This window comes from Pseudomonas sp. B40(2017), from assembly GCF_002112855.1.
GTDB lineage: Bacteria > Pseudomonadota > Gammaproteobacteria > Pseudomonadales > Pseudomonadaceae > Aquipseudomonas > Aquipseudomonas pharyngis.
Map to the genome: position 1 here is coordinate 1 of NZ_NEIT01000012.1, position 21,510 is coordinate 21,510.

A 21,510-nucleotide genomic window follows, 5' to 3' on the forward strand; every position below is an offset into this window, starting at 1 on the left:
GGATTCGAGGGGTGGGTCGGGTATCAGTTTGTCCATGAAAAGCTCCTACTTGGCTATGGAGCCATCCCTTGTCGTTTCCACACGACAAAAGGTGGCAGCTGTACGCAGGGTGGAAAACCGATAAGTAGGCAACCGGCCAGACCGAAGTCTGCCTGCGCACAGCCGCCGCGACGCAGTTTGCAGACGAAAGAAGACATCGGCAACGATTACGGGGAGATGCTTTGCAACTACTTGAAATCAGGTTTCCACGCCTGTTCGCTGAATTGGCAGCGACAGCCAAAGACTAGAGAGCGTGCTTCCGACGGACAACCTGAAAACATTGTGGGAAGGATCCGGTGTAGTTGTTGAGATTTAAACAACCTCAAAAGCTCCCCTCACCCTAGCCCTCTCCCAGAGGGAGAGGGGACTGACCGAGGTGTTTGGAGGAGGTACGCCGACGTGAAAGACCGAGGTGAATTCAGCTTTTGAAAAGCTCCTGTGTTGTCCTCCACTCCCTCGAGAAGGGGCCGAGGTGAGCAAACCCAACAAAAACCAAAAGCCGACCGCACGCCCTTCACCACTCAACACGATGAGCGTTAGCTCGAGTACCGCTTTTGACGTGCCGGCCCCATCGGAAGGCTGAGTGGAGGGATTTATCCGGGGGTGGGAGCGCAGCGACCGTGCGGCGCAGCCGCATGCATCGAGAGGAGGTGCAGCGAAGCAAACCGTAGGCGATGCCCCCGGATGAATCCCGGAACGAAGGAACGCCGAGCCACAGCGAGGCGCCGAACGCAGGGGCCAAGCCCTTTGGTTACTTTGGGCTGGGCCGGCATTCCGGCGTTTGCCAAAGTGACCCGCTGTAAGAGCGGAACCGCCAGCCGCAACACCCGAAGAAACGGATATTCACCCAAACCCAAAACAGCATGGCCGGCCCAAAGGCCGCCAAGTCAAAGCCCGAAACTGACAGCGCCGTCAGCTAGCCGTCACCCTCCTGACCCCCAAACAAGTTTATAAAGACAAAACCTGCCCAAACCACGTCCCCCTGGCGCCCCACAAGCATGCAAATCCAGAAGAAAAAAGCCCTGCTCGCCACCCTGTTGATCGCCCTCGCAGCCGCAGGTCTGTGGTACGCATACAAACCCGCCCCGGCCAAACTGGCAGCCCCCACCGCCATCCCGGTCAGGGTCGTCGCCGTCAGCGAAAAAGACGTCCCCCGCTACACCAGCGGCATCGGCTCGGTCCTCTCACTGCACAGCGTCGTGGTGCGCCCACAGATCGACGGCATCCTCACCAAGCTTTTGGTCAAAGAGGGCCAACTGGTGAAACAGGGCGACCTGCTCGCCACCATCGACGACCGCTCGATCCGCGCCAGCCTCGACCAGGCCCGGGCGCAACTTGGCGAAAGCCAGGCGCAACTGCAAGTCGCGTTGGTCAACCTCAAACGCTACAAACTGCTCAGCGTCGACGACGGCGTGTCCAAGCAGACCTACGACCAGCAACAGGCACTGGTCAACCAGCTCAAGGCCACCGCCCAAGGCAACCAGGCCTCGATTGACGCGGCACAGGTACAACTTTCCTACACCCAGATTCGTTCCCCGGTCACCGGTCGCGTCGGGATTCGCACGGTCGACGAAGGCAACTTCCTGCGCATGACCGACACCCAGGGTCTGTTCACCGTGACCCAGATCGACCCGATCGCCGTTGAGTTCTCCCTGCCCCAGCAAATGCTGCCGACCCTGCAAGGCCTGATCAGCGACCCGCAGCGCGCGCAGGTCAAGGCCTACATCGGCGCCGACACCGACGGCGAAACCGGCAACCTGCTGGGCGAAGGTCACCTGACCCTGATCGACAACCAGATCAACGCCAACACCGGCACCATCCGCGCCAAGGCCGAGTTCGACAATCCCAACCAGAAACTCTGGCCGGGCCTGCTGGTGACGGTAAAGATTCAGACAGCGCTGGATAAAGACGCGCTGGTGGTCCCGCCCACCGTCGTACAACGCGGCCTCGATCAACACTTCGTGTACCGGGTCAACGGCGACAAGGTTGAAGCGGTGCAGGTGCAAATGGTTTATCAGGGCAGCGGCCAGGACATCATCAAGGGCGTGAAACCCGGCGACGTATTGGTCAGTGACGGCCAGTCGCGGCTCAAGCCCGGTTCGACCGTGCAGGTCATGAGCGAACCGCCGCAGGTGGTGCAAGCGGAGCCCAAGCCATGAAGCAGCACAAAGGCGTTTCGACCTGGTGCATCGATCACCCGGTGGCGACGATTCTGCTGACCATCGCGCTGGTACTGGTCGGGTTGATTGCCTTCCCGCGCCTGCCGATTGCCCCGCTGCCGGAAGCGGAATTTCCTACGATTCAAGTCTCAGCACAGTTGCCCGGCGCCAGCCCGGACACCATGGCTTCGTCCGTGGCCACGCCGCTGGAGGTGCAATTCAGCGCCATCCCCGGCATGACCCAGATGACCTCCAGCAGTGCGCTGGGCTCCACGTTGCTGACCCTGCAATTCACCCTCGACAAGAGCATCGACACCGCCGCCCAGGAAGTGCAGGCCGCGATCAACACCGCCGCCGGCAAACTGCCGAAAGACATGCCGACCCTGCCGACCTGGAAGAAGGTCAACCCGGCCGACAGCCCGGTGCTGATCCTCAGCGTCAGCTCCACGCAAATGCCCGGCACTGAACTCAGCGACCTGGTGGAAACCCTGCTTGCGCGTCAGATCAGTCAGATCGACGGTGTAGGCCAGATCAACATCACCGGTCAGCAACGTCCGGCGATTCGCGTACAGGCCTCGGCCGACAAACTGGCGGCCATCGGCCTGACCCTCGCCGACATTCGTGTAGCGATCCAGCAGACCAGCCTCAACCTCGCCAAGGGCGCGCTGTACGGCGAATCGAGCATTTCCACGTTGTCGACCAACGACCAGTTGTTCCACCCCGAGGAATACAGCCAGCTCATCGTTTCCTACAAGGACGGTGCCCCGGTTCACCTCAAGGATGTCGCCAAAGTCGTCAACGGTTCGGAAGATGCCTACGTGCAGGCCTGGGCCGGCGATCGACCGGGGGTCAATCTGGTGATCTCGCGCCAGCCCGGCGCCAACATCGTCGAAACCGTCGACCGGATTCAAGCCGCCCTGCCCGGCCTCGAAGCCATGCTGCCGGCCTCGGTGCAGGTCAAAACCCTGATCGACCGCACCCAGACCATCCGCGCCTCGCTGCATGAGGTGGAAATCACCCTGCTGATCGCGATCCTGCTGGTGGTGGCGGTCATGGCGCTGTTCCTGCGCCAGTTGTCGGCGACGATGATTGTCTCGGCGGTGCTCGGCGTGTCGCTGACGGCCAGTTTCGCCTTGATGTATTTGTTCGGTTTCAGCCTGAACAACCTGACCCTCGTCGCCATTGTGGTGGCCGTGGGCTTCGTGGTCGACGATGCCATCGTGGTGGTGGAAAACATCCACCGTCATCTGGAGGCCGGCGACAGCATGCGCGATGCCGCGATCAAGGGCGCCGGCGAGATCGGTTTTACCGTGGTCTCGATCAGTTTCTCGCTGGTGGCGGCGTTCATTCCGCTGCTGTTCATGGGCGGCGTGGTCGGGCGCTTGTTCAAGGAATTCGCCCTGACGGCCACCTCGACCATCATGATTTCCGTGGTGGTATCGCTGACGTTGGCGCCGACGCTGGCGGCGCTGTTCATGCGCAAACCGGTGCATCACGCCCATGACAAACCGGGCTTCAGCGAACGCCTGCTCGGCTGGTACGAAAAAGGCCTGCGCCGCGCCCTCGCTCACCAGAAATTGATGATCGGCGTGTTCGGCATTTCCGTCGCACTGGCGATTGGCGGCTACGTGTTTATCCCCAAGGGTTTCTTCCCGGTGCAGGACACCGGTTTCGTCCTCGGCACCACCGAAGCCGCCGCCGATATTTCCTACAGCGACATGGTGAAAAAACACCTGGCGATGGCCGAAATCGTCGCCGCCGACCCGGCCGTGCAGGCGTTCTCCCACTCGGTGGGCGTGTCCGGCAGCAACCAGACCATCGCCAACGGCCGCTTCTGGATCGCCCTGAAAAAACGCGGTGACCGCGATGTTTCCGCCAGCCAGTTCATCGATCGCATTCGTCCGCAACTGATGAAAGTCCCCGGCATCGTGCTTTACCTGCGCGCCGGCCAGGACATCAACCTCAGCTCCGGCCCGAGCCGTGCGCAATATCAATACGTGCTCAAGAGCAACGACGGGCCGACCCTCGCCACCTGGACCCAGAAACTCACCGAGAAACTGCGCAGCATCCCGGCGTTCCGTGACATTTCCAACGACCTGCAACTGGGCGGCAGCATCACCCACATCAGCATCGACCGCAGCGCCGCCGCGCGTTTCGGCCTGACGGCGAGTGATGTCGACGAGGCGCTGTACGACGCCTTCGGCCAGCGGCAGATCAACGAGTTCCAGACCCAGGTCAACCAGTACAACGTGATCCTGGAACTGGACACCCAACAGCGCGGCAAGGCTGAAAGCCTCAACTATTTCTACCTGCGCTCACCGTTGAGCGGAGAAATGGTGCCACTGTCGGCGCTGGCCCGATTCGACGCGCCGACCATCGGCCCACTGTCGATTGCCCACGACGGCATGTTCCCGGCCGCCAACCTGTCCTTCAACCTGGCGCCCGGCGTGGCATTGGGCGACGCGGTGATTTTGCTCAATCAGGCCAAGGCCGAGATCGGCATGCCGACCGCGATCAGCGGCAACTTCCAGGGTGCGGCCCAGGCGTTCCAGAGTTCGCTGAAAAGTCAGCCGTGGCTGATTCTCGCGGCGCTGGTGGCGGTGTACATCATTCTCGGCGTGCTCTACGAGAGCTTCGTCCATCCGCTGACGATCATTTCGACCTTGCCGGCGGCGGGGCTGGGTGCGGTGATCATGCTGTGGATCTGTGGCCAGGACTTTTCGATCATGGCGTTGATCGGGCTGGTGCTGCTGATCGGTATCGTGAAGAAGAACGGCATCCTGATGATCGACTTCGCCCTGGAAGCGCAGCGTCATCGCGGCTTGTCGCCGCAGGATGCGATTTTCGAGGCATGTATCACGCGGTTCCGGCCAATCATCATGACCACCCTCGCCGCCCTGCTCGGCGCCCTGCCACTGATGCTCGGCTACGGCACCGGCGCCGAACTGCGCCAGCCGCTGGGGATCGCAGTGGTGGGTGGCCTGCTGGTCAGCCAGATGCTGACGCTGTTCACCACGCCGGTCATATACTTGTGGCTCGAGCGGCTGTTCCACAAGCCCAAACCTGCGCCCGTCGCGGCGCTGGCAACGACAGACTGAGGCGGGTCATGCGCGTTCTGATTATCGAAGACGAAGAGAAAACCGCGGACTACCTGCACCGCGGCCTGACGGAACAGGGCTACACCGTGGATCGGGCCCGCGACGGCGTCGAGGGCCTGCACCTGGCACTGGAAAGCGACTACGCGGTGATCGTCCTTGACGTGATGCTGCCGGGCCTCGACGGCTTCGGCGTATTGCGCGCATTGCGTGCGCGCAAGCAGACGCCGGTGATCATGCTCACCGCCCGCGAACGGGTCGAAGACCGGATCCGCGGCCTGCGCGACGGCGCCGACGATTACCTCGGCAAACCGTTTTCCTTCCTCGAACTGGTGGCGCGCCTGCAAGCGCTGACCCGCCGCAGCGGCGGCCACGAACCGGTGCAAGTGAGCATCGCCGACCTGTGGATCGATCTGATCAGCCGCAAGGCCACCCGCGCAGGCAACCGGCTGGATCTGACCGCGAAAGAGTTTTCACTGCTCAGCGTGCTGGCTCGGCGCCAAGGCGAAATCCTCTCGAAAACCGCGATTGCGGAAATGGTCTGGGACATCAATTTCGACAGCGACGCCAACGTGGTCGAAGTCGCGATCAAGCGCCTGCGCGCCAAGCTCGACGGGCCGTTCGACGAGAAACTGCTGCACACCATCCGCGGCATGGGTTATGTGCTGGAGAGCCGTGGTGTCCAGTAACTCTATCGCGCTGCGCTTGAGCGGGATGTTCACGCTGGTGGCGCTGCTGGTGTTCCTGTTGATCGGCGGCGCGCTGTATCAACAAGTGGACAAAGGCCTGGGCCTGCTGCCGGAAGCGGAACTGGATGCACGTTACAGCGTGCTCGAATCGGCGCTCAACCGCTATGGCACCCCCGAGCACTGGGTGAAGATCAACGCCAAGCTCAAGCTGCTCGGCGAAGAAGACAAGCGCATCCGGTTCTGGGTGGTCAGCGGCAATCCGGGCTATGAATTCGGCGAGCCCGATGTCTCGATCCGCGCCTTTGCCCAAGGCCCGCTGGGCATGCGCGACCTGCAACTGCCCGACCATCCCTATCCGCTGAAAGTGCTGCTCACCGAACTGCCGGCCAAGGATCAACGCCCGCCGCTGCGCTTCATGATCGGCATCGACACCGAGACCTTTCACCAGACCCAGCATCAGTTGCTGATCGCGCTGGTGAGTCTGGCGGTGATCGGCGTGCTACTGGCCTCGGCGTTGGGTTACTGGGTGGCGCGAATCGGCCTCAAACCGCTGATCAAACTGTCCCACGAAGCCCAGCGTCTGGCGCCGCCGTTGCGGGCCGGGCGCCTGCGTCTGTCGCCGTTGCCGCCGGAGCTGGAGCAGTTTGTCGACTCGTTCAACTCGACGCTGGAGCGGGTCGAACAAGCCTATTCACGTCTCGAATCCTTCAACGCCGATGTGGCCCATGAGCTGCGTTCGCCGCTGACCAACCTGATCGGCCAGACCCAGGTCGCCCTGACTCGCGGACGCTCGGCCGAGCATTATTTCGAAGTGCTGCAATCCAACCTCGAAGAGCTGGAACGCCTGCGCTCGATCATCAACGACATGCTGTTCCTGGCCAGCGCCGATCAGGGCAGTAAGGCCACCAAACTGACGTCGACTTCGTTGGCCGATGAAGTGGCGACCACTCTCGAATACCTCGATTTCATCCTTGAGGATGCGCAGGTCCAGGTTCGGGTAAGCGGCGATGCGCAGGTGCAGATCGAGATTGCTCATCTGCGCCGGGCCTTGATCAATCTGTTGAGCAACGCAGTGCAACATACCGCGCCGGGACAGGTGATCGAGGTGCAGATCACGGTCGAGGAACATCAGGTCAGCATCGGCGTGGCCAACCCCGGCTCACCGATTGCCAGCGAGCATTTGCCGCGCTTGTTCGAGCGCTTCTACCGGGTCGATGCGTCGCGCAGCAACAGCGGCAACAACCATGGCCTGGGGCTGGCGATCGTCAAGGCGATTGCGCTGATGCATGGCGGGGATGTGTTTGTGCGCAGTGATCGCGGGATGAACACTTTCGGAATCCACCTCCCGGTCTGAAAAGCCCCCTCACCCTAACCCTCTCCCGGAGGGAGAGGGGACTGACCGAGTTGTTCTTTCGAGTTACGCCGACCTGAAAAATCCAGTCGAACTCAGATTCTGAAAAGTCCCCAATCGGCTCCCTTTCCCCCTCGCCCCCTTGGGGGAGAGGGTTGGGGTGAGGGGGTGACTTTTGCTTTTGCTGTAACAGTCATTTATGAAAATCACGCTGTTTCCCAACGCCCGGCAACCTTATCTTTGCCCGCACCAAACAGCACTTGCCAAGCAAGAAGGTTTTCAAGATGTCCAACAGTATGGGTATTGCCAGCGCTTTCGTTTTGTCCTCATTGATCCTGTCGCCGATGGCGATGGCTGAAGAATCCCAGACGTTTGTAGCGCAAAACGCCGCTCGCGCTCACGCATTCGAACAGCATCAGGCAGAAGTGATGGCCAAGGCTCAGGACGCTACGCAAGCCCCGCAGGCCTTAAATTCTCAGGCTCAAGCCTCCGAGAAAGACAGCTGAGTCGCGCACTGCGCAACGTTTCCCTCGACGCGGTTGTTTGGCTCTTCCCGTTCAACCGTCGTCCTTGCAGGCCGCTGATTTTCAGCGGCCTTTTTTCGTTGTGGTCTGAAAGCTGTCTGGTACGTCTTTAACAACTGGAAACATCCCGCACCTCATGACATTGAAGTGTCAGTTGACCCAAGGAGCTTTACCGCACGTGCGTTACCCAGTTCGCGTCACCCCGCTGTTCATTGCAATTGCCGCAACGATTGCCCCCGCCGCCCACGCTGCCGAAGCCGAGCAGCAAGGTTTCGTCGAAGGCTCGAGCCTGAACCTCAATGCCCGCAACTACTACATGAACCGCAACCGTCTGCAGCAGACGGACGACAACATCGAGTGGGGCCAGGGGTTTCTCGGCAAATTCGAGTCGGGCTACACCGAAGGCACGGTCGGCTTCGGCATCGACGCCCACGCCATGCTCGGCCTGAAACTTGACGGCGGTGGTGGCACGGACAACTCCAGCATCCTGCCGGTCAGTGACGGCAGCGGCAAAGCGCCGGGCTCGTTCTCCACGGCGGGCGCCACCCTGAAAATGCGTGCGTTCGATACCGAACTGAAGGCCGGCGACCTGTTCCTTGCCAACCCGGTGATCGCCGGTGGCGAGACGCGCATGCTGCCGCAGACCTTTCGCGGCCTCAGCCTGACCAATCACAGCTTCGACGGCTGGATGATCGAAGGTGGTCAGGCCAGTTTTACCAAACCCTACAACCAGAGCGGGCACAAACGTATCGGCACCTCTTACGGCACCCTCGCCGACGGCGACAAGAGCCAGCACCTGAACTGGGCCGGCGTGGCCTGGAGCGGCGTCGAAGGCCTGACCAGCAGCCTGTATGCCTCCGAGTTGAAGGACATCTGGAACCAGTACTACTACGACCTCGACTACACCTGGGCACTGAATGACCTGGTGACCCTCAACCCGGGCCTGCACTTCTATCACACCCAGGACACCGGCGACGCGCTGCTGGGCAACATCGACAACAACACCTACAGCCTGCATTTCACCGTGGGCATCGGCAGCCACAGCGTTACCGCCGCGTATCAGCGGGTCAACGGCAACACGCCGTTCGATTACATCAGCCAGGGCGACAGCGTCTACCTCGACAACTCGCAGCAGTACTCGGACTTCAACGGCCCGAACGAGCGCTCGTGGAAACTCAAGTACGCCTACGACTTCGCCGGCGTCGGCCTGCCGGGGCTGACCTCGTCGCTGTCCTACTCACGCGGTACGCTGGACCTGACCAAGGCCGATCCGGACAGCAAGGGTTACGCCTCGTGGTACAGCGCCGAAGGCCGCAACGCCAAACACTGGGAGCGCGACATCGACCTCAAATACGTGGTGCAGAGCGGCCAGGCCAAAGACCTGGCGGTATGCCTGCAATGGGCGACCAACCGCGGCGGCAACGGTTACGGCGCAATCGATACGGACACCGATGAATACCGTGTGATCATCGACTACCCGATCAACGTCTTCTAAGATCGGCACTGCGATAAAAGGCCAGCCTGACGCGCTGGCCTTTTTCTTGCCTGTGGCAGCGAGCGGGTACAACTACGCTTAGAAGAACCCCCAACCGAAAACCGGACCATGATCGCGAGCCGCACCCCTACCGTTCCCGGCACGACCGGACGCTCCGAGCTGCTGTTGATCTCAGGCAGCCTGCTGAGCGTGATCGCGATTGTCTGCATCGTCACGTTCCTGCTGATCCGTGAACGCGCCAACGCCCAGGAATCGGCCACCCGTGGCGCCACCACCATCGCCCAGTTGATCGACGCCGATGTACTGCGCACCGTCGAGCTGTATGACCTGACGCTGCAAGGGCTGATCGCCGCCGCCCAGCGTGACGACCTGAAAGACGTGTCGCCGCAGATCCGCCATCTGGCGTTGTTCGACCGCTCCACCACGGCGCGCTTCAAGGGCGACATCCTGTTGCTCGACAAGTATGGCGAGGTGATTGCCGACTCCTCGCGGGTCGATCCGCTGCCGGGCAATTTCGCCGACCGTGACTACTTCCTCGCCCACGCCTTCAACCGCGACACCGGCATGTTCATCAGCCGTCCGTTCAAACCCCGCTGCGACTGCGATGACGCGAACCAGTGGCGGATCAGTTTCAGTCGGCGCATTTCTTCAGACACCGGTGAGTTTCTGGGCGTGGCCGTGGCGTCGATGAAGCTCGATTACTTCGATCAGTTGTTCAACAGCCTCGACATCGGCATCGACAGCACTCTCAACATCATCAACAACGATGGCATCCTGCTGGCGCAGAAGCCTTATCTGCAGAGCGACTCGATCGGCAAGAGCTTTGCCGCCCGGCCCAATGTGGTGCGGATTCTGCGCGACAACAACGGCAATGGCAGTTTCAACAGCATTTCGAGCATGGATTATCAGCAACGGCTGTACACCTATTCGCGGGTCGGCAATCTGCCGCTGACGGTAATCGTTGCCCTGTCCAGCGAGGAAGTGTTCGGCGCGTGGCGACGCACGGCGATCCTGATCAGCGGCGCTACCGGCGTGTTGTGTGCCGGTCTGCTGTGGCTGACCTGGCTGCTGGCCCGGGAGCTGCGCCTGCGTCAGCGGGCCGAACATGAACTGGCACAACTCGCCGCAACTGATGCCCTGACCGGCGTCGCCAACCGGCGGATGCTCGATCAGTCACTGCGCCACGAGTGGTTCCGCGCCCAGCGCTCGGGCAAGCCGCTTTCATTGCTGATGATCGACGCCGACCACTTCAAGGCCTTCAATGACCGCCACGGGCATCAGGCCGGAGATCAGGCGTTGCGTGAACTGGCCAGGGTGATCACCGCCAATGTGCGGCGTCCGGCGGATCTGGTGGCTCGGTATGGCGGTGAGGAGTTTTCGGTGATCCTCGCGGAAACCGACAGTGCCGGGGCGCAGCAGATCGCCGAACACATTCGTGCAGCGGTGGAGCAATTGCCGAGCCTGAATCAAGACCAGTCACCGATGACCGTGAGCGTCGGTATCAGTACCTGGACGGCGACGAGCGAAATCAGTCTGGAGCAGCTGTTGTTCGCGGCGGACAAGGCGTTGTATCAGGCCAAGGAAGGTGGGCGAAACCGGGTCGTCGTCGCCTGAAAACAGGCATAAAAAAAGGCCACCCAAAGGTGGCCTTCAAAAAACTAGAGAGGTTTTTTACTTACACCGCCGCAACCGGGCGCATGTAAGAGATTGGTGCAGTGCTGGCGTCTTCGAACGTCACGACTTCCCAGGCATCTTTCTGCTCAATCAACTTGCGCAGCAGCTGGTTGTTCAGTGCGTGGCCGGACTTGAAGCCCTTGAACTCACCAATCAGGCTGTTGCCCAGCAGGTACAGGTCGCCAATCGCATCGAGGATCTTGTGCTTCACGAATTCGTCTTCGTAGCGAAGGCCGTCTTCGTTCAGTACGCCATCGGCATCGACCACGATCGCGTTTTCCACGCTACCGCCGAGTGCGAGGTTGTGCTTGCGCAGGTACTCGATGTCACTCATGAAACCGAAAGTACGGGCGCGGCTGACTTCTTTTACGAACGAAGTGCTGGAAAAATCCACGCTTGCACTTTGGGTGCGGTCCCGGAAAACCGGGTGATCGAAATCGATCTCGAAGCTCACCTTGAACCCTTCGAAAGGGACGAAAGTGGCGCGCTTGTCGCCGTCTTCCACTGTCACTTCACGCAGGATGCGGATGAATTTCTTGGCGGCGTCCTGTTCTTCCAGGCCAGCCGATTGAATCAGGAATACGAAAGGTCCTGCGCTGCCATCCATGATCGGGACTTCAGACGCGGAGAGCTCGACGTAGGCGTTATCGATGCCCAGGCCAGCCATGGCCGAGAGCAAGTGCTCCACCGTGTCTACCTTCACGTCACCGTTGACCAGCGTCGTCGACATGGTTGTCTCGCCGACGTTGGCCGCGCGAGCCGGTATCTCGACAACCGGATCGAGATCGGCACGACGAAAGACGATCCCGGTATCGACAGGTGCAGGCTTGAGGGTCAGGTAAACCTTCTCCCCGGAGTGCAGACCTACACCGGTGGCACGGATAATATTTTTCAGTGTGCGTTGTTTAATCATGGCATGGGCCGCTTCAGCGCAAATTGCGAACTGGTATCAACAAAGGCTGGCGATGATAGCAGACCGAGCCTTTGCTGAACACCAATCACCTGAATACCCCTGATACATTTCATCAATCGGCCTGACGACGCAGGAAAGCCGGGATGTCCAGGTAGTCCAGGTCATCTTGCGGATTCATCTTCGCGGCAGTCGCAGCACCGGCCTGAGCCTGGTTGCGCATGACGGTCGGACGGTCCAGGTCACGGTAATTCACCGCTGGCTGCTCCTGACGAGCGGGTGCCGGTTGCTGTACCTGAGCAGCGGCCATCGAGGTGTGAACGGTGTTGTCGATGACCTTCACAGGCTTCTCGATTTTCGCGCCCAGACCGGTGGCAACCACGGTCACGTGCAGTTCGTCGCGCATGTCCGGATCGATAACGGTACCGACCTTGACCATCGCGTGCTCGGAAGCGAAGGCTTCGATGATCGAACCCACATCGGAGTACTCACCCAGGGACAGGTCAGGACCGGCAGTGATGTTCACCAGGATGCCGCGTGCGCCTTGCAGGTTCACGTCTTCCAGCAGCGGGTTGCGGATGGCCGCTTCAGTGGCTTCACGTGCACGGTTCGGACCGCTGGCGCAGCCAGTGCCCATCATCGCCATGCCCATTTCGCTCATCACGGTACGTACGTCGGCGAAGTCGACGTTGATCATGCCCGGACGCTTGATGATGTCGGAGATACCGCGAACGGCACCGGCCAGTACATCGTCAGCCTTGGCGAAAGCCGACAGCAGGCTTGCGTCCTTGCCGAGGATGGTCAGCAGTTTTTCGTTCGGAATGGTGATCAGCGAGTCGACGCTTTCCGAGAGCATGCGGATGCCTTCGTCGGCGATCTGCATACGCTTGCGACCTTCGAACGGGAACGGACGAGTCACGACCGCAACGGTCAGGATGCCCATTTCCTTGGCCACTTCGGCGATGATCGGCGCCGCACCGGTACCGGTACCGCCGCCCATGCCGGTGGTGATGAACACCATGTTGGTGCCGGCCAGCACTTCAGCGATGCGCTCGCGATCTTCCAGCGCAGCCTGACGGCCGACTTCCGGGTTGGCGCCGGCGCCCAGGCCTTTGGTCACGCCGGTACCCAATTGCAGAATGGTGCGCGCGCCGATGTTTTTCAGCGCTTGAGCATCGGTGTTGGCGCAGATGAATTCCACGCCTTCGATGTTGCTCTTGACCATGTGATTGACAGCGTTGCCGCCGCCACCGCCAACACCGATAACTTTGATTACCGGGCTTGCGGGGATGTTGTCTACGAGTTCGAACATTTTCCCTCTCCTTACATTCTCTAGTTTTTTCGCCTACTGCTGTTTGTTGCGGTGCTGCGGTAAAGCATTAGAAGTTGCCTTGAACCCACTTCTTCAAACGGTCCAGCAACGGCGCCTGCGGCTCATCGTTGCTGTAGCTGTCGCGGCTGCCGATGCCCGAGAACGAGATCCCGTCGGACTGCTTCTGCAGGCCGTACATCAACAAGCCAACGCCAGTGGAATAAATCGGGTTGCGTACCACGTCATCCAGACCTTTCACGCCGTGGGGCACGCCCAGGCGGACCGGCATGTGGAAGATTTCTTCCGCCAGTTCAGTGGCGCCTTCCATCTTCGACGTACCACCGGTCAGCACGATGCCGGCCGGGATCAGGTCTTCGTAGCCGCTGCGACGCAGCTCGGCCTGGATCAGGGTGAACAGTTCGTCGTATCGCGGCTCGACCACTTCGGCCAGGGCCTGACGGGACAGTTCGCGCGGCGGACGGTCGCCGACGCTCGGCACCTTGATGGTCTCGCCGGCGCCGGCCAGTTTGGCCAAGGCGCAGGCGTAGCGGATCTTGATCTCTTCGGCGTACTGGGTCGGGGTGCGCAACGCCATGGCGATGTCGTTGGTCACCTGGTCGCCCGCAATCGGGATCACGGCCGTGTGGCGGATCGCGCCTTCGGTGAAGATCGCGATGTCGGTGGTGCCGCCGCCGATGTCGACCAGGCACACGCCCAGCTCTTTTTCGTCGTCGGTCAGGACCGAGTAGGCCGAGGCCAGTTGCTCGAGAATGATGTCGTCGATTTCCAGACCGCAGCGACGCACGCATTTTTCAATGTTCTGTGCGGCGTTGACGGCGCAGGTGACCACGTGAACCTTGGCTTCCAGACGCACGCCGGACATGCCCAGCGGCTCGCGCACGCCTTCCTGGTTATCGATCACGTAATCCTGCGGCAGGGTGTGCAGCACACGCTGGTCGGCCGGGATCGCCACCGCCTGGGCGGCGTCGAGTACGCGCTCCAGGTCAGCCGAGCTGACTTCGCGATCACGAATTGCGACGATCCCGTGGGAATTCAGGCTGCGGATGTGATTGCCCGCCACGCCGACGAATGCCGAGTGAATGCGGCAGCCCGCCATCAACTGGGCTTCCTCGATCGCGCGCTGGATCGACTGCACGGTGGACTCGATGTTGACCACCACGCCTTTCTTCAGGCCGCGGGACGGATGAGTGCCGATCCCGACGATTTCCAGCGAGCCGTCGTCCGCAACCTCGCCGACCAGCGCCACCACCTTGGAGGTGCCGATATCGAGACCGACGATCATTTTGCCGCTTTGCACGTTTGCCATGGGTCCTGCCTCTTCTTAATTCTTTGCGACAGCGGGTTGGGCTGTCGTCGGCGCTACTGGTTCCCGCCAGCCAACAGCGAGGCCGTTGGCGTAGCGCAGATCGATGCGCGCAATGTTCGTAATCTGTTCTTTGAGCGTCTTGTCATAGATGGCAATGAAGCGGCGCATCTTTTCCACCAGGTTGCCGCGTCCCAGCAGCAGCTCGATCCCGGGGCCGGAACTGCCGGCACCGGTGGTCAGGAACCAGCTGCCACGTTCACGCAGCTCGAGCCGCGCAATCGAGAAGCCCAATGGCCGGAGCATCTGGCTCAGCACCTGGTATTGCTGCATCACTTGCTGCTGGGCCCGCTGTGGACCGAACAGCTGCGGCAGGTGTTCGTAGTTCGCCAGTTCCTTGGGCGTGAACGCCTGGCCCTGGTTGTTGAGCAACGACTCGTCGCCCCAACGGGCCACCGGCAGTTGCTCTTCGAGGCGGATCACCACCTGGTCCGGCCACACCCGACGTACTTCGGCGTGGGCGATCCACGGCATCTGCTCAAGCTCCGTGCGCATGCTCGCCAGGTCGATGGTGAAGAAGCTCGACGCCACATACGGGGCGATCCGCTGCTGCACCGCTTGCTGACTGATGTAACTCAGGTCGCCCTGCACCGCGATCTTGGTGATTGGCCGGTCGGCGTACGGCAGCAGACGCTGTGCGCCTTCGTAAGTGCCGAACCCCAGAGCCACCAGCAGCACCGGCCAGAACAGACCTTTCAGGAAACCAAAGTTGGCTTTCGGCAGGCGCGCGGACATCGGCTCTTTGGCCACCATTCGGCTGGCACCCCGCGGCACCGGCTTGCGGCCGGGGGCGGGTGGCTGATGTCTGAGATGAGCGCCTTGCATGGTCTTAACCTCGCGCCTCTTTCTTGCCATCGGCATCGACACTGGCGGCCAGAATGGCCAGGACCAGTTGCTGGAAATCCAGACCGGCCGCTTTCGCCGCCATCGGTACCAGGCTGTGATCGGTCATGCCGGGAGCGGTGTTGACTTCCAGGAACCAGAACTTGCCGTCGGCGTCCTGCATCACGTCCGCCCGACCCCAACCGGCAATACCCAGCGCCTCGCAGGCTTGCGCCGTGAGGTCCATGAGTTCTTTTTCCTTGGCGGCATCGAGCCCGCACGGAATCCGATACTGGGTATCGTTGGCGATGTACTTGGCGTCGTAGTCGTAGAACGTGTGCGGCGTACCCAGGGCGATAGGAGGCAACACCTGGTCACGCAGGGTGGCGATGGTGAACTCGGGACCGTGGATCCATTGCTCGACCAACACTTGCGAATCGTAGGTACTGGCCGCTTTCCATGCGTCGATCAACTCGGACGCGGAACTCACTTTGGCCATCCCGATACTTGAACCTTCATGCGCCGGTTTGACGATCAAAGGGAAGCCCAGTTCCGTCGCTGCCGAAATACAATCGGCCTCGCTGCGCAGCACGGCGTGACGTGGCGTCGGAATCCCGAGCGTGTGCCAGACCTGCTTGGTGCGCAGTTTGTCCATCGCCAGCGCGGACGCCAGGATGCCGCTGCCGGTGTACGGAATGCCGGCCACCTCGAGCAGGCCCTGCATGCTGCCGTCTTCACCGCCGCGACCGTGGAGGATGATGAACGCGCGGTCGATCTTCTCGCTCAGCAGGCGCTGCAGGATATCGGCGCCGACATCGATGCCGAACGCGTCCACACCCGCGCTTTGCAGCGCACTGAGCACGGCATTGCCGGACTTCAGCGAGACTTCACGCTCGGCACTCAGGCCACCGAACAGCACGGCCACACGGCCGAAGTCCTTCGGGGCGATGGTGGAGAACAGGTTGGCGTAGGCAGCAGTCATTTCAACTTCCCCTCGACCGATGCCGCCACGGCACCGGCGAACAACTCGCTTTTCAACAGTTTCGGTGCGAGGCCGCCGATGTCACCGGCGCCCTGGCACAGCAGAATGTCGCCGGCACGCAGCAGCGGCTTGACCAGCGGCGCCAGATCGACGCCGCGCTCGATGTAAATCGGGTCGAGCTGACCGCGCTGGCGGATGCTGTTGCACAGCTTGCGGCTGTCGGCGCCCGGAATCGGCTCTTCGCCAGCCGGATAGACTTCCATCAGCAGCAGCACGTTGGCGTCGGCCAGTACATTGACGAAATCGTCGTACAGATCACGGGTGCGGCTGTAACGGTGCGGCTGGTAGACCATCACCAGACGGCGCTCCGGCCAGCCACCACGCACGGCTTTGATGACTGCTGCGACCTCGGTCGGGTGGTGACCGTAGTCGTCGACCAGCATCACGTTGCCGCCGTCCACCGGCAGTTCGCCGTAGACCTGGAAGCGTCGGCCGACCCCCTGGAACCCGGACAGGCCCTGGACGATGGCTTCATCGCTGACGCCTTCGTCGGTGGCGATGCAGATGGTCGCCAGGGAATTGAGCACATTGTGGTTGCCCGGCATGTTCACGGACACATCCAGCGGCTCGCGATCAGGGCGCAGCACGGTAAAGAAGGTCTGCATGCCCTGCTGACGAACATTGATCGCGCGCACGTCGGCGTCTTCGCTGAAGCCATAGGTCACGGTCGGACGCTTGACCAGCGGCAGGATTTCACGCACCACCGGATCGTCCAGACACATCACCGCCAGACCGTAGAACGGCAGGTTGTGCAGGAACTCGACGAAAGTTTTCTTCAGTTTGTTGAAGTCACCGTCGTAGGTCGCCATGTGGTCGGCGTCGATGTTGGTGACCACGGCCACCAGCGGTTGCAGGTGCAGGAAGCTGGCGTCGCTTTCGTCGGCCTCGGCGATCAGGTAACGGCTGGTGCCGAGCTGGGCATTGGTGCCCGCAGCGTTCAGACGGCCACCAATGACGAAGGTCGGATCCAGACCACCGGCGGCGAACACCGAAGCGATCAGGCTGGTGGTGGTGGTCTTGCCGTGGGTACCGGCGACGGCGATGCCGTGGCGGTAGCGCATCAGCTCGGCGAGCATTTCGGCACGCGGCACCACCGGGATGCGGCGTTCCAGCGCAGTCGCGACTTCCGGGTTGGAGGTGTTGACGGCGCTCGACACCACCAGCACATCGGCGGCAGCGGCGTTCTCGGCACGGTGGCCGATGAAGATCTGCGCACCGAAGGATTCCAGGCGCTCGGTCACCGGCGAAGCTTTCAGGTCGGAACCGGACACTTCATAGCCCAGGTTCAGCAGCACTTCAGCAATACCGCACATACCCACGCCGCCGATGCCGACGAAGTGGATGCGACGGATGCGGCGCATTTCCGGTTGCGGCATGGCTTTCTGATTCTCAACCATGGGCCACCTCCAGACAGGTATCGACCACGCTGCGGGTGGCTTCGGGTTTCGCCAGACGGCGGGCCGCTTGGGCCATTTGTTCGAGTCGTTGCGGTTGCATCAAGACCTCTGTCAGGCGCGCGGCAAGGTCCGCGGCACCAGTCGTTCTTTGCGGCATCAGGAAGGCAGCGCCTTCGCGGGCCAAATAATCGGCGTTGCGGGTCTGGTGATCGTCGATCGCGTGGGGCAAGGGCACCAGCATCGAGGGCAGACCGGCGGCGGCCAGTTCGCTGATGGTCAATGCGCCGGCGCGGCACACCACCAGGTCAGCCCAGCCATAGGCCTGGGCCATGTCTTTGATGAACGGCTGCACCTGCGCGTCCACGCCGGCGGCGCGGTAGCGCTCTGCAGTCACTTCATCGTGGTTTCTGCCGGCCTGATGAAACACTTCCGGACGCAAGTCGGCAGCGACTTGTGCCAGGGCTTCAGGCAGCAACTTGTTCAACGGTTCTGCGCCCAGGCTTCCGCCCAGGATCAGCAAACGCGCCTTGCGTCCGGCCAGGGCCGGGCGCGGTGTTTCGAGGAACAGCTCGCTGCGCACCGGGTTACCGGTAGTACGGCGGCTGTCCGACAGGGTAAAGGTGTCGGGGAACGCTTCACACACCCGGGCGGCGAACGGCACCAGCAACCGATTGGCGGTGCCGGCCACGGCGTTCTGCTCATGAACGATCACCGGCACGCCGGCCAGTTTGGCGGCAAGACCACCGGGGCCGGTCACATAGCCGCCGAATCCGACCACGCACACCGGCCGCAAGCGGCGAATGATCGCCCGCGCCTGCCATACCGATTTCAGCAGCATGAACGGCGCCTTGAGCAGCGACAGCTTGCCCTTGCCACGCAGGCCAGTGGCGTTGATGCGGTGCAGTTCAATACCTGCCGCCGGTACCAGATCGTTCTCGATCCCGCGCGGCGTCCCGAGCCAGTGCACGGTGTAGCCGCGCGCCTGGAATTCGCGGGCACAGGCCAGCGCCGGGAACACGTGGCCACCGGTACCGCCGGCCATGATCAATACGTTAGCGCCCATGGTTCGGCTCCTCGGCGAAGTCGCTCTCATGGAATTCCATCTCTTCACTGCCCAGGTGGGTCCGGCTCTCCCACTCGATCCTCAGCAACAGGCCAAGGCAGGCGCAGCAGATCACCAGGGAACTGCCGCCATAACTGAGGAACGGCAAGGTCAGGCCCTTGGTCGGCAACAGGCCGACGTTCACGCCGATGTTGATCAGGAACTGGCCGATCCACAGGAACGACAGGCCGTAGGCAACATAAGCGGCAAAAAACTGTTTGGCCTTCTCGGCCCACAGACCGATGTACATCCCGCGAATACACACGAACACGAACAGCGCCACGGTGCACAGCGAGCCCACGGCGCCGAGCTCTTCGGCGAGAACCGAGAACACGAAGTCGGTGTGCGCTTCCGGCAGGTAGAACTGTTTCTGCACGCTGTTGCCAAGACCAACACCCAGCCATTCACCGCGACCGAACGCGATCAAGGCTTGCGACAATTGATAACCGGCGCCGAACTGGTCGGCCCACGGGTCGGCGAAGTTGGTCAGACGCGCCATCCGGTACGGCTGCATCTGAATCAGCAACACCACCGCACCAACGGCCAGCACCACCATGAGCGAGAACCGGAACAGCCCGACCCCGCCGAGGAACAGCATCGCCGCCGCAGCGCCCATCATCACGACGGTGGCACCGAAGTCCGGCTCCATCAGCAGCAAGCCCGCCATCGGCAGCAGCACGATGAATGGCTTGAAGAAGCCCATCCAGCTCTCGCGCACCTCTTTCTGGCGACGCACCAGGTAACCGGCGAGGTAGATCACCACGAACACCTTGGCGATCTCGGACGGCTGTACGTTGAAGAAGCTGAAACCGATCCAGCGCATCGAACCGTTCACCTCACGGCCGATCCCCGGGATGATCACCATCACCAGCAGACCGAACGCACCGATCAGCATCATCCAGCCGAGGCGCTGCCAGGTGGCGATCGGGATCATCATGGTGACGATGCAGGCACCGAGGCCCAGCACCACGTAGATCAGGTGACGAGTCATGTAATAGAGAGCACTGCCCGACTGCGCCGCGCCGACTTCTGTCGATGCCGAGGCGATCATGATCAGGCCCAGACCGAGCAGCGCCAGGCAACCGGCGAGCATCGGGAAGTCGAGGTCGATTCCGCGTCCGGTAATCAGCGGCGACGGATATGGCTTGATGATGTTTCTCAAGCTCATGCCAGATCCTCCACGGCGCGGACGAACTGGTGACCACGGTCTTCGTAGTTCTTGAACATGTCGAAACTGGCGCAGGCCGGCGACAGCAGCACCACGTCACCCGGCTGGGCGGCGGCGCGGCATTGGGCGACCGCGTCGACCAGCGTGGTCGCGCGAATCAGCGGCACGGCATCGCCGATCGCTTCGCCGATCTTGTCGGAGTCGCGACCCATCAGGATCACGGCGCGACAATGGGCCGCCACCGGATCGCGCAGGTCCTTGAAGTCGGCACCCTTGCCGTCGCCACCGGCGATCAGCACGACCTTGCCGTCGATGTCCGCACCCAGACCTTCGATGGCGGCCAGCGCAGCGCCGACGTTGGTGGCCTTGGAATCGTTGTAGTAACCGACGCCGTCCAGATCACGTACCCACTGGCAACGGTGTTCGAGACCGGCGAAGGTGCGCAGCGCCGCCAGCATGGCGTCGAACGGCAGCCCGACCGCGTGGCCGAGCGCCAGCGCCGCCAGGGCGTTGGACTGGTTGTGGGCGCCGCGAATCTTCAGTTCGCGCACCGGCATCAGGTTCTGGAATTCGAAGGCCAGGTATTTCTCGCCATTCTCTTCGCGCAGGCCAAATGCCTTGAAATCGGGTTTGGTCAGGCCGAAGGTCCAGCACGGCTGGCCCTCGCCCATCAGCGGACGGGTCAAGGCGTCCTGGCGGTTGACCACGAACTGCTTCGCACCCCGGAAGATCCGGTGCTTGGCCAGGTGGTAGGCCGGCAGACCGCTGTAGCGATCCATGTGGTCTTCGCTGATGTTGAGCACGGTCGCCACTTCGGCGTTGAGCTGGTCGGTGGTTTCCAGCTGGAAGCTCGACAGCTCCATCACGTACAGCTCGACGTCATCGCTGAGCAGATCCAGCGCCGGCGTACCGAGGTTGCCGCCCACGGCCACGCGCTTGCCGGCCGCAGCCGCCATCTCGCCGACCAGGGTGGTGACGGTGCTTTTCGCGTTGGAACCGCTGATGGCCACGATCGGCGCCTTCGCGTTGCGCGCGAACAGCTCGATGTCGCCGGACAGCTTCACGCCACGGGCCGCGGCGGCTTGCAGGGCCGGGGTCGCCAGCGCCAGGCCGGGGCTCACGTAGAGCTCGTCGGCACGGCACAGGAATTCGACGTCCAGCTCGCCACAACGCACTTCCACGTGCGGATAGTCACGCTGGAGCGTGGCCAGTTCCGGTGGATTTTCCCGCGTGTCGGCCACGGCAAACGCCACGCCCCGGTTCGCCAGGAAGCGAACCAGGGACATGCCGCTCTTGCCGAGGCCGACAACGATGCGGAAGTGGTCAGAAGCGATCAGAGACACTCGT

16 protein-coding genes are annotated in these 21,510 nt (G+C 62.0%); 7 read left to right on the forward strand and 9 right to left on the reverse strand.

What is annotated here, in order from left to right; genetic code table 11:
• The first annotated feature begins 1,037 nt into the window (after positions 1–1,037).
• The 7 genes from CAF76_RS27255 to CAF76_RS27285 all read left to right on the forward strand — a co-directional run bounded on the left by CAF76_RS27255 (position 1,038) and on the right by CAF76_RS27285 (position 10,966).
• Positions 1,038–2,198, forward strand: a complete 1,161-nt coding sequence (locus tag CAF76_RS27255) for an efflux RND transporter periplasmic adaptor subunit (RefSeq protein ID WP_064599286.1) — start codon at positions 1,038–1,040, stop codon at positions 2,196–2,198.
• A complete protein-coding gene (locus tag CAF76_RS27260) occupies positions 2,195–5,296 on the forward strand; it encodes a multidrug efflux RND transporter permease subunit (protein ID WP_085649189.1) in 3,102 nt (1,033 codons plus the stop codon). Before CAF76_RS27255 ends, CAF76_RS27260 begins: the two co-directional genes overlap by 4 nt.
• An 8-nt stretch (positions 5,297–5,304) precedes the next feature.
• Positions 5,305–5,982: a heavy metal response regulator transcription factor gene (locus CAF76_RS27265; RefSeq protein WP_085649190.1), complete on the forward strand. Its 678-nt coding sequence runs from the start codon at positions 5,305–5,307 to the stop codon at positions 5,980–5,982.
• Complete coding sequence (locus CAF76_RS27270) at positions 5,972–7,336, forward strand: heavy metal sensor histidine kinase (RefSeq protein ID WP_085649191.1); 1,365 nt, start codon at positions 5,972–5,974, stop codon at positions 7,334–7,336. Before CAF76_RS27265 ends, CAF76_RS27270 begins: the two co-directional genes overlap by 11 nt.
• 281 nt (positions 7,337–7,617) lie before the next feature.
• Positions 7,618–7,839 carry a hypothetical protein gene (locus tag CAF76_RS27275; protein WP_039766234.1) on the forward strand — a complete coding sequence of 74 codons (222 nt, stop codon included), beginning with the start codon at positions 7,618–7,620 and terminating at the stop codon, positions 7,837–7,839.
• Positions 7,840–8,035: 196 nt separating this feature from the next.
• A complete protein-coding gene (locus CAF76_RS27280) occupies positions 8,036–9,352 on the forward strand; it encodes an OprD family porin (RefSeq protein WP_178076208.1) in 1,317 nt (438 codons plus the stop codon).
• A 108-nt stretch (positions 9,353–9,460) separates the two neighbouring features.
• Positions 9,461–10,966, forward strand: a complete 1,506-nt coding sequence (locus CAF76_RS27285; RefSeq protein WP_085610957.1) for a sensor domain-containing diguanylate cyclase — start codon at positions 9,461–9,463, stop codon at positions 10,964–10,966.
• Between the two features lie 61 nt (positions 10,967–11,027).
• Here CAF76_RS27285 and lpxC read toward each other — a convergent pair whose 3' ends face one another.
• The 9 genes from lpxC to murD form a co-directional block, all read right to left on the reverse strand.
• Positions 11,028–11,939: a UDP-3-O-acyl-N-acetylglucosamine deacetylase gene (gene lpxC, locus CAF76_RS27290; RefSeq protein WP_007956752.1), complete on the reverse strand. Its 912-nt coding sequence runs from the start codon at positions 11,937–11,939 to the stop codon at positions 11,028–11,030.
• A gap of 112 nt (positions 11,940–12,051) precedes the next feature.
• Positions 12,052–13,248: a cell division protein FtsZ gene (gene ftsZ, locus CAF76_RS27295; protein WP_007956754.1), complete on the reverse strand. Its 1,197-nt coding sequence runs from the start codon at positions 13,246–13,248 to the stop codon at positions 12,052–12,054.
• 67 nt (positions 13,249–13,315) lie between these two features.
• Positions 13,316–14,575 (reverse strand): cell division protein FtsA, encoded by a 1,260-nt coding sequence (gene ftsA, locus CAF76_RS27300; protein ID WP_007956755.1) that lies wholly within the window; start codon positions 14,573–14,575, stop codon positions 13,316–13,318.
• A gap of 15 nt (positions 14,576–14,590) precedes the next feature.
• Complete coding sequence (locus CAF76_RS27305) at positions 14,591–15,457, reverse strand: cell division protein FtsQ/DivIB (RefSeq protein ID WP_039766241.1); 867 nt, start codon at positions 15,455–15,457, stop codon at positions 14,591–14,593.
• Positions 15,458–15,461: 4 nt separating this feature from the next.
• Entirely contained in the window at positions 15,462–16,436 is a 975-nt protein-coding gene (locus tag CAF76_RS27310) for a D-alanine--D-alanine ligase (protein ID WP_085649193.1), read from the reverse strand.
• Positions 16,433–17,893 (reverse strand): UDP-N-acetylmuramate--L-alanine ligase, encoded by a 1,461-nt coding sequence (murC, locus tag CAF76_RS27315; RefSeq protein WP_011335862.1) that lies wholly within the window; start codon positions 17,891–17,893, stop codon positions 16,433–16,435. The genes CAF76_RS27310 and murC overlap by 4 nt, the downstream gene beginning before the upstream one ends.
• Positions 17,886–18,956 (reverse strand): undecaprenyldiphospho-muramoylpentapeptide beta-N-acetylglucosaminyltransferase, encoded by a 1,071-nt coding sequence (gene murG / locus CAF76_RS27320; protein WP_039766246.1) that lies wholly within the window; start codon positions 18,954–18,956, stop codon positions 17,886–17,888. Before murG ends, murC begins: the two co-directional genes overlap by 8 nt.
• Positions 18,946–20,163, reverse strand: coding sequence for a putative lipid II flippase FtsW (gene ftsW, locus CAF76_RS27325; RefSeq protein ID WP_039766247.1), 1,218 nt, complete (start codon positions 20,161–20,163; stop codon positions 18,946–18,948). Before ftsW ends, murG begins: the two co-directional genes overlap by 11 nt.
• Positions 20,160–21,506 (reverse strand): UDP-N-acetylmuramoyl-L-alanine--D-glutamate ligase, encoded by a 1,347-nt coding sequence (murD, locus tag CAF76_RS27330; RefSeq protein WP_039766248.1) that lies wholly within the window; start codon positions 21,504–21,506, stop codon positions 20,160–20,162. Before murD ends, ftsW begins: the two co-directional genes overlap by 4 nt.
• Positions 21,507–21,510: the final 4 nt, after the last annotated feature.

Coding starts and splice junctions, on each gene's coding strand:
- CAF76_RS27255 (WP_064599286.1), top strand. CDS start 1,038: ATGCAAATCCAGAAGAAAAAAGCCCTGCTCGCCACCCTGTTGATCGCC.
- CAF76_RS27260 (WP_085649189.1), top strand. CDS start 2,195: ATGAAGCAGCACAAAGGCGTTTCGACCTGGTGCATCGATCACCCGGTG.
- CAF76_RS27265 (WP_085649190.1), top strand. CDS start 5,305: ATGCGCGTTCTGATTATCGAAGACGAAGAGAAAACCGCGGACTACCTG.
- CAF76_RS27275 (WP_039766234.1), top strand. CDS start 7,618: ATGTCCAACAGTATGGGTATTGCCAGCGCTTTCGTTTTGTCCTCATTG.
- CAF76_RS27285 (WP_085610957.1), top strand. CDS start 9,461: ATGATCGCGAGCCGCACCCCTACCGTTCCCGGCACGACCGGACGCTCC.
- lpxC (WP_007956752.1), bottom strand. CDS start 11,939: ATGATTAAACAACGCACACTGAAAAATATTATCCGTGCCACCGGTGTA.
- ftsZ (WP_007956754.1), bottom strand. CDS start 13,248: ATGTTCGAACTCGTAGACAACATCCCCGCAAGCCCGGTAATCAAAGTT.
- ftsA (WP_007956755.1), bottom strand. CDS start 14,575: ATGGCAAACGTGCAAAGCGGCAAAATGATCGTCGGTCTCGATATCGGC.
- CAF76_RS27305 (WP_039766241.1), bottom strand. CDS start 15,457: ATGCAAGGCGCTCATCTCAGACATCAGCCACCCGCCCCCGGCCGCAAG.
- CAF76_RS27310 (WP_085649193.1), bottom strand. CDS start 16,436: ATGACTGCTGCCTACGCCAACCTGTTCTCCACCATCGCCCCGAAGGAC.
- murC (WP_011335862.1), bottom strand. CDS start 17,893: ATGGTTGAGAATCAGAAAGCCATGCCGCAACCGGAAATGCGCCGCATC.
- murG (WP_039766246.1), bottom strand. CDS start 18,956: ATGGGCGCTAACGTATTGATCATGGCCGGCGGTACCGGTGGCCACGTG.
- ftsW (WP_039766247.1), bottom strand. CDS start 20,163: ATGAGCTTGAGAAACATCATCAAGCCATATCCGTCGCCGCTGATTACC.